The 13,756-nt window shown below is 47.1% G+C and carries 12 protein-coding genes and 1 pseudogene; 7 read left to right on the forward strand and 6 right to left on the reverse strand.

Annotation, left to right across the window (positions count from 1 at the left end):
- Nucleotides 1–5: 5 nt before the first annotated feature.
- The gene (locus QH73_RS12325; RefSeq protein WP_039714222.1) at nt 6–314 is read right to left on the reverse strand and encodes a TIGR03792 family protein; all 309 of its coding nucleotides are present in this window, start codon (nt 312–314) and stop codon (nt 6–8) included.
- A 214-nt stretch (nt 315–528) separates the two neighbouring features.
- On the opposite strand from QH73_RS12325, the gene QH73_RS12330 reads away from it, so the two are divergent.
- Together QH73_RS12330 and QH73_RS12335 are read left to right on the forward strand one after the other, a co-directional pair.
- Complete coding sequence (locus tag QH73_RS12330; RefSeq protein ID WP_015155970.1) at nt 529–852, forward strand: phasin family protein; 324 nt, start codon at nt 529–531, stop codon at nt 850–852.
- 159 nt (nt 853–1,011) lie between these two features.
- Nucleotides 1,012–1,542, forward strand: a complete 531-nt coding sequence (locus QH73_RS12335) for an FKBP-type peptidyl-prolyl cis-trans isomerase (protein WP_039714223.1) — start codon at nt 1,012–1,014, stop codon at nt 1,540–1,542.
- A gap of 51 nt (nt 1,543–1,593) precedes the next feature.
- Here the strand turns inward: QH73_RS12335 and dnaB are convergent, their stop codons facing one another.
- The 5 genes and pseudogenes from dnaB to QH73_RS12360 form a co-directional block, all read right to left on the reverse strand.
- Nucleotides 1,594–2,949, reverse strand: coding sequence for a replicative DNA helicase (gene dnaB, locus QH73_RS12340; RefSeq protein WP_039714224.1), 1,356 nt, complete (start codon nt 2,947–2,949; stop codon nt 1,594–1,596).
- A 186-nt stretch (nt 2,950–3,135) separates the two neighbouring features.
- Complete coding sequence (gene rplI / locus QH73_RS12345; protein WP_039714225.1) at nt 3,136–3,594, reverse strand: 50S ribosomal protein L9; 459 nt, start codon at nt 3,592–3,594, stop codon at nt 3,136–3,138.
- Nucleotides 3,595–3,995: 401 nt separating this feature from the next.
- Nucleotides 3,996–5,057, reverse strand: coding sequence for a photosystem II q(b) protein (gene psbA, locus QH73_RS12350; RefSeq protein ID WP_015153219.1), 1,062 nt, complete (start codon nt 5,055–5,057; stop codon nt 3,996–3,998).
- 179 nt (nt 5,058–5,236) lie between these two features.
- Nucleotides 5,237–5,383, reverse strand: a pseudogene (locus QH73_RS29395) (IS982 family transposase); the annotation flags it as partial.
- Between the two features lie 33 nt (nt 5,384–5,416).
- Nucleotides 5,417–6,808 (reverse strand): malic enzyme-like NAD(P)-binding protein, encoded by a 1,392-nt coding sequence (locus QH73_RS12360; protein WP_039714227.1) that lies wholly within the window; start codon nt 6,806–6,808, stop codon nt 5,417–5,419.
- Between the two features lie 215 nt (nt 6,809–7,023).
- Here QH73_RS12360 and lepB point away from each other — a divergent pair, with 215 nt between their 5' ends.
- From lepB to QH73_RS12385, 5 genes are all read left to right on the forward strand, one after another.
- Nucleotides 7,024–7,602 (forward strand): signal peptidase I, encoded by a 579-nt coding sequence (gene lepB, locus QH73_RS12365; protein WP_039714228.1) that lies wholly within the window; start codon nt 7,024–7,026, stop codon nt 7,600–7,602.
- Nucleotides 7,603–7,913: 311 nt separating this feature from the next.
- Nucleotides 7,914–9,980: an AMP-dependent synthetase/ligase gene (locus tag QH73_RS12370; protein ID WP_039714229.1), complete on the forward strand. Its 2,067-nt coding sequence runs from the start codon at nt 7,914–7,916 to the stop codon at nt 9,978–9,980.
- A gap of 45 nt (nt 9,981–10,025) precedes the next feature.
- A complete protein-coding gene (locus QH73_RS12375) occupies nt 10,026–10,478 on the forward strand; it encodes a YlqD family protein (protein ID WP_039714230.1) in 453 nt (150 codons plus the stop codon).
- A gap of 153 nt (nt 10,479–10,631) precedes the next feature.
- Nucleotides 10,632–11,960 (forward strand): dihydrolipoamide acetyltransferase family protein, encoded by a 1,329-nt coding sequence (locus QH73_RS12380; RefSeq protein ID WP_039714231.1) that lies wholly within the window; start codon nt 10,632–10,634, stop codon nt 11,958–11,960.
- A gap of 452 nt (nt 11,961–12,412) precedes the next feature.
- Nucleotides 12,413–13,723 (forward strand): D-alanyl-D-alanine carboxypeptidase, encoded by a 1,311-nt coding sequence (locus QH73_RS12385; RefSeq protein WP_039714232.1) that lies wholly within the window; start codon nt 12,413–12,415, stop codon nt 13,721–13,723.
- Nucleotides 13,724–13,756: the final 33 nt, after the last annotated feature.

Consider the following 13,756-nt stretch of genomic DNA (forward strand, 5'->3'; position numbering starts at 1 on the left):
AGCAATTACGACAGAGGAAACTTGCGGACTTGATATTCGGATGACTGAATCAACTCGTAGGTTTTCCCCATCTGCTGGGCAAATTTAGCATCAATCTTGTCGAGTTGCTCAGTAGGGATAGATTTCCATTGTTCTCGCGTTGCCCAACGAATAATCATCACAACCTCCGTTGGTACATTAGGGTCGATCCAAACCTCTTTACTCAGAAACCCAGGATAGCGAGATATTGCTGTCGTCCAAATTTCTGCATCTTTTTGGATAAATTTCTCCCTTAATTCAGGAGTGACTTTAAACTTGAGAAACTCAATAACCACGCGCTTTTTTCTCTATTGCTCGAAAGGATGGCGATCGCCAAATTTGCCAGAATATAACAGGAGGAGTTGGGGTGACATGTTTTTAGCATAGCTCGATCGCAGCGCTATTTCTGTACGGGCGGGTTCACCCGAAATCTCTGTAAGTCACAAAGTCTCTTGGTAAACCCGCCCCTACAACTTGTTGATAAATTCCTTTAACTAACCGGATAGCAGGATGGATAATAACAACTGGATTAAACAACTATTAATGCTCGGTGTTGGTACGACTTCCCTCGTAGCTGAGAAGTTGCGGGAAGTCAGCGATGAATTGGTCAAGGATGGCAAAATGAATTCTGACCAAGCCAAAGTGTTTGTAGACAACATGATGCAGCAGCTCAAGATCGATCCCACAACTTTTGAGGCGCAGTTGCAACGGCAGATCCGCAATGTCATGCAGGATCTTGGCGTACCCCGTCAATCCGAAATGGACGAATTGCGGGGACGGATCGATCGCCTAGAGCGTCAAATCCGCGATTTGGAAAATAAGATGTGGCGATAATAGAACGAGGGGTTAGGGATTAGGGATTAGGGGTTAGGGGTTAGGAATGAGAACTAACCCCTAACAACTAGCAACTACCAACTACCAATTACCAATTACCAACTACCCCATTACAAGATATAGTAGTGACGCACTTGCATAGCTGAAGGAGGGTCAACTTTGAAAGAAATTCTCATCAGCGTAGGTGTTGTGCTAGCCTGCGTGGTGTTTCTGGTGTTGGCTCAGGTCGGAGGAGCGAAGGATAATGCTTTGGCTGAACCCGAATCTGTTCGAGCATCTAGCACGCTTGTTGCTGAGATAGCACAAAATCCATCTACGCCAACCAAAGTAAAACCAATGTCTGACGATAAAGCAATTACAACTGATTCTGGATTGAAATACACCGTCCTCCAAGAGGGAAGCGGAGAAACGCCGAAAAAAGGTCAAACCGTCGTAGTTCACTATACGGGGACTTTAGAAGATGGTTCTAAGTTCGATAGTTCTCGCGATCGCGGTCAGCCTTTTTCGTTTAAAGTTGGTGCGGGACAGGTAATTAAAGGCTGGGACGAAGCACTCAGCACGATGAAAGTAGGCGAACGTCGCCAGATTGTTCTTCCCCCAGAATTGGGTTACGGCGCTCGCGGTGCGGGTGGTGTTATTCCTCCCAACGCTACGCTGATTTTTGACGTAGAGTTATTGAAGATTAATTAATCTTGTTAGCTGACAGTTGACAGTTAACCGTCAACTGTCAACTGTCAACCGTTAATAGTTTTGTTTGGCTAAATTCACAAATTTAGTCAAGTTCGGATCGAATAGTAGTTTAACTGTTCCGGTGGGCCCATTGCGGTGTTTGGCTATGATGACTTCGGCAATGTTGCGATCGGGAGAGTCGGGGTTGTAATAAGAATCGCGGTAAAGCATAATCACGATATCCGCGTCTTGTTCGATCGAACCCGATTCTCTCAAATCAGACATCATCGGGCGTTTGCTATTCCGGGCTTCTACACTACGGCTGAGCTGAGAAAGGGCAATAATTGGTACGTTAAGTTCTCTCGCTAAACCTTTGAGCGATCGCGTGATTTTTGATAATTCTTGGACGCGATTATCGCCGCTACCTTCCATTAATTGCAAATAATCGATTAGTATTAAGCCTAATTCTTTACCTCTTTCTGCTTGCAAGCGACGAGCTTGACTGCGCATTTCCATCACAGTAATATTCGGCGTATCGTCGATATATATCGGTAAATCTGACAGTTCGCCGATCGCGTGAGATAATAATTCCCACTCGTTCTGAGCAATTCTTCCCGTCCGCAACCTCTGACTCTCAATTCCCGCTTCGCTGGACAACAAGCGCTGTACTAGCTGCTCTTTTGACATTTCCAAACTAAATACTGCGACAGGAAACTTGTGCAGTCTCGCAATATTATGCGCTAAACCCAGAGCAAAGCTGGTCTTTCCCATTGCCGGACGACCAGCGATAATAATCAAGTCGGAACGCTGGAAACCGCCCGTCATCGCATCGAGATCGTAATAGTTACACGATAGCCCAGGCTGGGCAATGCCTTGGTTATGACTCTCAATATCTTGAAAGGTATAGATTAAAGTATCAGAAATTGAAACTAATTTCTGCTGCGGGCGTTCTTGAGTCACGCCAAAAATCTTTTGTTCTGCTTGGTCGAGGACAGTTGCTAGCTCTTTATCTGTCTCAAATCCTAGTTGTACGATTTCATTTCCCGATGTAATTAGCTGACGGCGCAAGTATTTATCCATCACCAAGCCAGCTAAAGCATCGATATTAATTGCCGAAACAGTCCGGTCTACCAACTGGACTAATTTACTTTTGCCACCAATTTTACTGAGGAGTTCGCGATCGCTCAACCAACCAACTACACATAGTAAATCTGTAGGTTTACCCTGCGAGTGGAGTTGCAGCGCGGCGCGATAAATTTCTTTATGGGCATCAATATAAAAGGCATCTGCAATTAGGCGATCGCTCACTCTGCCAATTGCTTCAGGATCGAGTAGAATACCACCCAGGATCGCTTCTTCTGCCTCAACATTTTGAGGTGGCAGGCGATCGACACCATCACTGACAAATTTTTGTTGATTATTATACATATATAAAAAATAACAGGCAAAAGTTCAAGAGGCTCTCTCTACTTTTACCCGATCTTTTAACAAGGGGTAAGGGATAGGGGGTAAGGGGTAAGAGAAAACATTGCCGATCCGAGGTTAAAAGCAATTAACAATTAAACACAAATATTAACAATGCCCAACTACCAACTACCAACTACCAACTACCCATTATTCTGCTACAACCTTCACTTCTACCGTTGCTGTCACTTCTTGATGTAACTTCACCTCAGCTTTGTAAGTACCGAGTTTACTAATGTCAGGTAAGGTAATACCACGACGATCCACTTCTTGACCGATCGCTTGCTGAATTAAGGTAGCTAATTCGCGGTCTGTCACCGTACCAAAGATTGCTTCTTTCTCGCCTACTTGCTTGGCAATGGTGAAACTGCCAACTTTTTCTAAAGCCGCTTTCAATTCTTGTGCTTGCTGCTTTAATTCTAATTGCCGTTGCCGTTCAACTTCTCGACGACGTTCGACTTGCTTTAAAACTCCAGGTGTAACTGGTACTGCCATTTTTTTAGGCAGCAAATAATTGCGAGCGTAGCCAGGGGCTACATCAACTAGGTCGCCATTTTTACCTAGCTTAAGTATGTCTTGCGTTAAAACTAATTGCACTCGTTTCGCCATGAGCTGTCCTGTATACTTAAATATTTTTCTGCGATCGCGGTTACTACTGACGATAGGATACCAAATCTATCCTTTGCACCGGACTACCCCCTATCATCTTTCCACCAGAGAAAGATAAGAGGGGGTAGAGTACCTGTACCAACAGGCTTTTAGCCTTGAGCCGCGACCGACGGTATGAAAAGGCTCTTACCTTTGCTACCGTCTCCAGACTCATCTTTAATGGAGCTAGGGCAAGACTTACTATTCTAGTTGGATTTTAGAGATAAATGCAAGTAAGGGTGGGTTCGCCAACCATATTTATTGCTCAACTTAAAAATCTCTGTAAACCCGCCCTTATCAGACTTAGAGAAAGCAAAAAGCGCCCCCCATTATGGGAGGCGCTGATGATTCAGAAGAACGAACTAGCCATTGAGGGAAGGAGCTTCCACTGCAGCTAAGTCTAAGGGGAAGTTGTGAGCGTTGCGCTCGTGCATCACTTCCATACCCAGGTTAGCGCGGTTGAGGATGTCTGCCCATGTACCAATCGCATGTCCTTGAGAGTCAACGACTGACTGGTTGAAGTTGAAGCCGTTGAGGTTGAACGCCATCGTGCTGATGCCCAAGGAGGTGAACCAGATGCCGATCACAGGCCATGCTGCTAAGAAGAAGTGCAATGCACGGCTGTTGTTGAAGGAGGCGTATTGGAAGATTAAGCGACCAAAGTAACCGTGTGCCGCTACGATGTTGTAGGTTTCTTCTTCTTGTCCGAATTTGTAACCGTAGTTCTGAGATTCGGTTTCGGTGGTTTCACGTACCAAGGAGGAAGTGACCAAGGAACCGTGCATGGCGCTGAATAGCGCTCCACCGAATACACCAGCTACACCGAGTTGGTGGAAGGGGTGCATCAGGATGTTATGCTCGGCTTGGAACACTAACATGAAGTTGAATGTTCCCGAAATGCCCAAGGGCATCCCATCAGAGAATGAACCTTGTCCGATTGGGTAAATCAAGAAGACTGCGGTTGCTGCTGCGACTGGTGCCGAGTATGCTACGCAGATCCAAGGACGCATTCCTAGACGGTAGGACAGTTCCCATTCACGTCCCATGTAGCAGAATACGCCAATCAAGAAGTGGAAAATTACCAATTGGTAAGGTCCACCGTTGTACAGCCATTCGTCTAATGATGCTGCTTCCCAAATTGGGTAGAAGTGCAAGCCGATGGCGTTGGAAGATGGCACAACTGCACCAGAGATGATGTTGTTGCCGTAGATCAAAGAACCTGCTACTGGTTCGCGAATCCCGTCGATGTCTACCGGTGGTGCGGCGATGAAAGCGACGATGAAGCAGGTGGTCGCAGCTAGTAAGGTGGGGATCATCAACACGCCGAACCAGCCAATGTACAGGCGGTTTTCCGTGCTGGCTACCCAGTTACAAAACTGTTCCCACAAGGAAGCGCTTTCGCGTCTTTGTAATGTGGTTGTCATGGTTCTATATATTGCGTTTGGTTATGCAAATCAGGGTTTGTTTTCCCTGTTGTTAACACTATAAGAAACTTCATGGAGTTTTGTAAAGATTATGAAGATTAACTTATCCTATGACAGTAATAGGTTTTTCTTATAACCTACTGATTTCGGTAAAAGAAAAAACGGCTGAAACCTTATTACACTTCAATCGGAGTCGAATCAATGAAACTAATGCCAGTCACTTCCCCACGACGGGTATGCAAAAAGCTGCACAAAAGCATCAATGACCAGGGCATTCACTCCATAAAACGAGTGTAACTAACTAGATTGGGAAACGCCGACATATATAATTCCCGTTCTCGCCAAGCGAAATACAAACCTTAACACCGTGCAATTCCCTCCTGACGGGCAGCGCGTTGCACAGCCGCAGCTACAGTAGGAACAACTCTAGCGTCAAATATAGAGGGAATAATATGTTCGCGGTTGAGTTCCGTGGGTGTTACCAAAGAGGCGATCGCCTGTGCTGCTTCTAAACACATCATGGTAGTTATTGTCGTGGCACGACAGTCTAAAGCGCCACGAAATATCCCAGGAAATGCCAAAATACTATCGATCTGATTTGGGTAGTCGCTGCGTCCCGTTGCCATGACTGCAACATCATCAGCCACGAGTTCTGGCTGTATTTCAGGGATGGGATTTGCCATTGCCATCACAATTGGATTTTTTGCCATCGATCGCACCATATCTCGCGTTAATATACCTGGGGCGCTAACACCGATAAATACATCAGTACCGACTAAAGCACCTGCCAAAGTTCCCATTTGACTGACGGCAAATTCTTGCTTTTGAGCAGTTAAATCTTGACGCTGGGTGGAAAGAATACCTTTAGAATCGCACAGCAAAATATGGACAGCACCAGCATTTTTCAAAAGACGCGCGATCGCGACTCCCGCCGCCCCTGCACCATTAATAACGATTCTCACTTCCGCTAGTGACTTATTAACCAACTTTAAAGCATTAGCCAGCGCCGCCAGCGTCGCAATCGCTGTCCCCTGCCGATCGCCGTGAAACACGGGAATATCTAATTCTTGCCGCAGCCGTTGTTCGATCTCAAAGCAGTGCGGGGCAGCAATATCTTCCAAGTCTACGCCGCCAAATACGGGGACAATTTTTTTCACAGTAGCGATAATTGCTTCTGTATCCTGAGTCGCCAAACAAATTGGAAAAGCATTAATTCCAGCAAATTCTTTAAAGATCGTGGCTTTGCCTTCCATGACAGGTAATGCCCCCGCCGCCCCCAGATTTCCCAATTCTAAAACTGCACTCCCATCAGTGACGATCGCTACAGTGTTTTGTTTAATCGTTAGGCTGTACACTTGTTCTGGATCGCGGGCGATCGCTAAACAAACTCGCCCCACTCCTGGCGTATATGCCATTGCCAGATCGTCTTGACTTTTGAGCGAAATTCTGCTGTTAACGGAGATTTTGCCACCCCGATGTAAATTAAAAGTGCGATCGTAGACATTAATCACTTCGATTTCTGGTAATGCCCCTACTGCCTGCACGATCGCCTCAGCCTGTTCCGTGCTAGAAGCATCTACAGTCAGATCGCGAATTGCCTGCGATCGCGTGCGTTCCACCAAATCGATTTGACCGAGAGTTCCACCACAAGAGGCGATCGCTTGAGTTACGCTAGCCAACATCCCAACGCGATTGGGAATCTGCAAGCGCAGTGTCAAACTAAAAATAGAATTCGGAGTCGGGTTAACCATAATGAGGAGACAAGGAGGCAAGGGAGACAAGGAAGACTTGGGAGAAGTCAAAAGTCAAAAGTCAAAATATGCACTGCACCACACATTACTCTTCACTGACAACTGACAACTGACAACTGGTCACTGATAACTGAAATCGGGAACTCAAAGCTACAACGTCAGTCATAGCTAACCAGTTATTGTACTTATAACTTGCATTTCACCTGCATTTACCAATGCCTAAGCGGAATCCCCAGCAACCAAAGCCAGAAAATGTGTGGATAGAGGGACTGAAAACTGTAGGTCTGAGCTTGTTTTTAGCCTTTGGAATTCGTGCTGGTGTCGCCCAGTCTTTTTTTATTCCTTCTGGTTCGATGGAACCGACACTAGAAGTTGACGATCGCTTGATGGTAGATAAACTCAGCTACCGCTTTCAAGCACCCCAAAGAGGCGACATTGTAGTATTTCAACCACCCCCAGCTGCAATCTCTGCTTGTGGCTTGCCGTCTAACTCGCACGACTCGTTTATTAAGCGAATCGTAGGACTCCCGGGGGAACGAGTGGCAGTGACAGCGGGACAAGTCTATATCAACGATCGCCCTCTAGCAGAAAGCTATATTGCCAGCAAGCCAGACTACGAGCGCCCGGTGCGAGTTATTCCACCAAACTCTTATTTGGTACTGGGAGACAATCGCAACAACAGCTGCGACGGACACGAATGGGGCTTCGTCAAACGCGATCGCATCATCGGGAAGGCGATCGTCCGTTTCTATCCCTTCGATCGCATTGGTATTTTTACTCGCAATCGCTCTTGAGATGAATAGGGTGTGGGGTGTGGGGTGTGGGGTGTGGGGTGTAGGGTGACAGTGACCAGTGACCTGTTACCAGTGACCTGTTACCAGTTAGTTATTTTATCTCCCCCATCCTCCTCAGCTTCCTCAGCTCCCGATCGCTCCGCGACTCTCTCTTCTCCCTGCTCCCTGCTCCCTGCTCCCTGCTCCCTGATAACTGACAACTGAATTTGTGTCCTAACTTAATAGCTCAAATGCATCTATCGCAAGGTAAGTTGTATGTATACAGGACTGCCAACGAACTTTACCAGCGATTGAGTTTTGTCGCATGAGTTATGTCGCACAACCGCCCCTCTAACTTCTATTTCAACTTAACCGAGCGAGAACGCTCGAATTTAAAACGCACGGTCGATTATTCCAGCGTGCAGTCGTTACCAGAAATTTGGGCGATCGCTGTCAAAAAATTTGGCGATACCGTGGCGCTGCACGATCCCCACGTCCAACCAGAGACAATTTTCACCTACAGTCAGTTGTACCAACACATTCAAATATTTGCCGCAGGGTTGCAAGCGCTAGGGGTAACAGCAGGCGATCGGGTGGGGCTAGTCGCTGATAATAGTCCGCGCTGGATGATTGCCGACCAGGGAATATTAACGGCTGGGGGAGTAGATGTCGTGCGCAGCTCCCAAGCGGAAAAACAAGAATTACTATACATCTTGGAACATAGCGGTACTACAACACTGGTAATAGAAGACCGCAAGATTTTAAGTAAAGTGCGCGATGGCTTAGACAGACTTCCAATTCAGTTGGTGGTGTTGCTGTCAGACGAAATCTTAGACGAAAGCGACTCGCTCAAAATCATGAATTTCTCCCAACTGATGGCGGTGGGAGAAAACCAACCACTCCAACCAGTGGCGCAGAATCGGGATACCCTTGCCACCCTGATGTACACTTCTGGGACGACAGGTAAACCCAAGGGTGTAATGCTGTCTCACGGGAATTTGCTGCATCAAGTTACGTCATTTGGCGCAGTCGTACAACCAGAAATTGGCGATCGCATTCTCAGTATCTTACCTGTCTGGCACTGTTACGAGCGGAGTGTCGAATATTTCCTCCTTTCTCAAGGTTGTACGCAGATATACACGAATATTCGTCACGTCAAAGCAGACTTAAAAGCATTCAAACCTCGCCTCATGGTCGGCGTTCCTCGGTTGTGGGAATCGATTTATGAAGGGGTACAAAAACAGTTCCGCGACCAACCCGTTAAAAAACAACGTCTGATTTATTCCCTATTAAATATCAGCCAACGTTATATCAAAGCACGGCGAATTGTTCGAGGTTTAGCATTAGATAACCTCTATCCTTCTCCCTGGCAACGCCTGCAAGCTGGGATTCAAACCGCAGTTTTAGCACCAATTCACAATCTTGCAGATCGTTTAGTCTACAAACAGGTACGAGAAGCAACGGGAGGACGAATTAGGCAGGTGATTAGCGGTGGTGGTTCCCTTGCCATGCACCTCGAAAACTTTTTTGAAATTGTTGGTGTCGAAATTTTAGTAGGATACGGTTTAACCGAAACCTCTCCCGTGACCCACGTTCGTCGTCCTTGGCGCAATCTACGCGGTTCCTCTGGGTTGCCAATGGCAGGCACGGAAGCCAAAATCGTCGATCCTGAAACTCGCCAAACTCTATCACCGATGCAGCGCGGCTTGGTCTTGATCCGAGGACCCCAAGTGATGCAGGGTTATTACAAAAACCCAGAGGCGACAGCCAAAGCGATCGATCCTGAAGGTTGGTTCGATACTGGCGATTTAGGTCTAGTTACGCCAGCAAATGACATTGTATTAACAGGTAGAGCAAAAGATACGATTGTCTTGTCTAACGGTGAAAATATCGAACCGCAGCCAATCGAAGATGCCTGTCTGCGCAGCCCTTACATCGACCAAATTATGCTAGTCGGACAAGACCAGCGATCGCTCGGAGCCTTAATTGTCCCCAATCTAGAAGCATTGCAGCAGTGGGCAGTCTCCCAAAATCTTCAATTGACTCTACCAGAAGCAGGACAAGGGGGACAAGGAGGACAAGGGAGACAAGGAGGCAATTCTAGCCACCAGTCACCAGCCACTAACCACTCTTCCGACTCCCGTACAGGCGGGTTTGGTAACCCTTCCCTACCGACAATCGATCTCAACCACCCAGCCATCCAAAACTTATTCCGCCAAGAGTTAACGCGAGAAGTGCAAGACCGTCCTGGGTATCGTCCCGACGATCGCATCAGTACATATCGGCTGATTTTAGAGCCATTTTCAATTGAAAATGGAATGTTAACCCAAACCTTAAAAATTCGCCGACCCGTTGTCATGGAGCGCTATCACGATATGATTGACGGGATGTTTAGGTAATCTCAAGATTACCGCAAACTATGTAACCAATACCAATCATCAACTATGGATGCCGCAAACCCTCAACAGATGTTGTTAAAGCGCCCGATCAACGTCAAAGCAGTTGTGACTCCTCGCTGGAAAGATGAAGTCCAGCAGCAGCTACAAGCACAAATTAACGCCGTTGACCAGCAATTGCAACAATTAGAAAGACAAGGACAACGGGCGATCGCCGAGATCCAAAAACAAAGCATACAGCCTCCAGGTCCCGAAACTCGCCAGCAGATCGAGAGCATTCAACTGCAAGTCAACGAGAAGAAAAGCGAACTGTTGGAGCAGAAAAACCAGAGTTTACAGAATCTCCAGCAAGTACAACTGCTAGAAATGAATCAAGAAGTCAGCCAATTTCAATTGGAAGGCATTTTTAGCGTCCAGCCAGGGGACAACCTGATCGCCAAACTCCAAGTTGAAATTCTGTTGCGTGATGGAATTGTAGAAGAAATTCGCGGTGAAATTTAAGCATAGCTAATGGCTAATGGCTAATGGCTCTTGAACAATGAACGATTAGCAATTAGCAATTAGCAATTACCAATTACCATCTCACTAAGGGTAAAATAACCTTCTGGTTTATTTTTAAAATCTAGTCGATCGCGCTTGTTGGGAAACCACTCCATGACTCTACACGAAGTTTTCATGCCCGCTCTCAGTTCTACAATGACCGAAGGCAAAATTGTCTCTTGGGTCAAATCGCCTGGTGACAAGGTAGAAAAAGGCGAAACAGTCCTAGTGGTTGAGTCCGATAAGGCAGACATGGATGTGGAATCCTTTTACGAAGGATATTTTGCTACCATCCTCGTCCCAGCCGGAGAAGCTGCCCCTGTAGGAGCCACAATTGCCTTAATTGCCGAAACAGAAGCAGAAATTGCGATCGCGCAACAACAAGCGCAGTCGGGGAATCAAACAACTTCAGCACCCGCTGCTACAACCTCCCCAGGACAAACGGCTGATGTAGGAAATACAACCCCTACGCCAACTCCTGTCAGTGCAGTTGCAACTGAGTCTCAAGCTGAATCCCAAAATGGTGCAAGTCGTACTGATGGGCGAGTTATCGCTTCACCCCGCGCCCGCAAGCTAGCGAAAGATTTGAAGATCGATCTGAATACTCTTAAAGGTAGCGGTCCTCACGGTCGGATTGTAGCTGAGGATGTAGAAGCTTTTGCTGGCAAGGGTACAGCCCCATCAGTTCCGGCACAACCTCAAGTGACGATTCCCAGTACAGCCCCTACGCCTCAACCAGCTGCAACCCCTGCCCCTGTCAGTACCGTTGCTGGCTCCGTGCAGCCCCTCACTACACTACAAAATGCTGTGGTACGGAATATGGTTGCTAGTCTGCAAGCACCCGATTTTCGGGTGGGTTATACCATTACTACCGATGCACTAGATAAGCTTTACAAGCAAATTAAGTCCAAGGGCGTAACAATGACAGCTTTGTTAGCTAAAGCTGTAGCGGTGACACTACAAAAGCACCCCTTGGTGAATGCTAGTTACTCAGAACAGGGAATTGTCTATCACCCCAACATTAATATTGCTGTGGCTGTAGCAATGGATGACGGTGGTTTAATTACTCCAGTGCTGCAAAACGCTGACCAATTAGATATCTATTCCCTATCCCGCAATTGGAAGTCTTTAGTAGACCGGGCGAGAGCCAAGCAGTTGCAACCAGAAGAATACAACAGCGGCACGTTTACACTGTCAAATTTAGGGATGTTTGGCGTAGACCGTTTCGATGCCATTTTACCCCCAGGACAAGGAGCAATTTTGGCGATCGGTGCGTCGCGTCCCCAGGTTGTGGCTACATCTGATGGAATGTTGGGCGTGCGCCAGCAAATGCAGGTCAATATGACCAGCGACCACCGGATTATTTACGGCGCTCATGCAGCAGCGTTCTTGCAAGATTTGGCGAAGTTAATTGAAACGAACGCCCAGTCTTTGACCATGTAGTAGATCTCGCACTCTTGCGACTGTAAGTCGCGACTACACAAACTAAGTCTGCCTGCGCTAGACTCACGGAAAACGCAGATTTAACCCGCGCAGGCGGGTTTTGTCTGTATAGCAGCGAATTCTATTCGCCCAAACTCTTAACATTATTTACCGATCGCCAGCCACTCCAAAGTAGAGACAATCTGGCATTCATTATTCAAAATAGTGAAGGTGAACCAAGAAGTAGGGAACAAAATCAAGTCACAATTGGCAATTTGCAATAAAATCCTAAACCCTAAAACCTACACATCACGCATTACGGATAACTGATAACTGACTCCTGTACGGGCGGGGATGAAACGACGATTATGGCTAAAGCTTTGAATCTGCTGGCTAAACCCGCCCCTACAACAACTTTGTACAGACGTTACATGTAACGTCTGTACACTGATAACTGATAACCGATAACTGATATGTTAGATCTGATTAGCTCGGGGTTGGTTGGTTTTTGGCTAGGTGTAGCAGGGATACACCCTGAAGCATCAGCAGCATGGGAATTATTAGCGCTACAAACTGCTCCGGCACTAGTGCTGAACTCAGCACCGGATGGCTTGGCGACGACAACCTTGCAGCAGTATTTACAAGGGTTGAAAACCAAAGGAATAGCCAGCCCCGAGCAGGGAATTTGGATACAGTCGGGACCATTACTACTGAGTGAAAATAACGGTCGAGTTCCCTTACCGGCTGCCTCGCTGACAAAAATAGCTACATCCCTAGCTGCTTTAAAAACTTGGCGACCAAATCACCGCTTCCAAACGCTGATTAGTGCCACAGGACCAATTCAAAAAGGAGTTTTAGAGGGAGATTTAATCGTTACAGGCGGAGGAGATCCGCTTTTTGTTTGGGAAGAAGCAATCGCCTTGGGTAACAGTCTGAATCGATTGGGAATTTCTCGCGTTAGGGGCAATTTGGTAGTGACTGGTAACTTTGCCATGAACTATCAAGCCGATCCCCTCAAGGCTGGAGAACTGCTCAAACAAGGACTGGATGCCTCTACCTGGAAAGCTGCTGCTAAAATGCAATACTCCACCTTATCCCCAGGTACGCCAAAACCGCGTGTTGCGATCGCCGGAACCGTACAAGTCGCGGCGATCGCCAATCCCAAGCAAATCTTATTACTACGTCATCATTCTTTATCTTTGGCAGAAATTCTGAAGGAAATGAATGTTTACAGTAATAACGAAATGGCGCAAATGCTAGGACAAATGTTAGGTGGAGCGCCAAGCGTGCGCCAAATCGCTGCAACAACCACAGGAGTGCCAGACTCAGAAATTTTGCTGGGTAATACTTCTGGACTAGGGATGGAAAATCAGATTTCTCCCAGGGCAGCTTGTGCGATGTTTATGGCAGTACAACGAGAATTACTTCCCTATAAGCTGAGCGTTGCCGACTTGTTCCCCGTGTCGGGACGCGATCGCCGAGGTACGCTAGAGCTACGCCACATTCCTGCGGGTGCTGTCGTCAAAACCGGAACCTTGAACGAAGTCAGCGCCTTAGCAGGAGTTTTGCCCACCCGCGATCGCGGTTTAGTTTGGTTTGTCATTATCAATAGAGGATGGCAGCTTGAAAGCCTGCGCGCAGGACAAGACAAATTCCTACAAAATCTCCTCCATAAATGGCACGCCTCCCCCGTCATTCCTACCGCGATCGCTCCCCACGCGATCGGCGCTACCCCTACTCCCCTGGGTGCAGCAAGTCGAAATGAGATTCTGTACAAGGGATAACAGTTATCAGTTATCAGTTGTCAGTTATCAGTT

The sequence above is a fragment of the Scytonema millei VB511283 genome (assembly GCF_000817735.3).
GTDB lineage: Bacteria > Cyanobacteriota > Cyanobacteriia > Cyanobacteriales > Chroococcidiopsidaceae > Chroococcidiopsis > Chroococcidiopsis millei_B.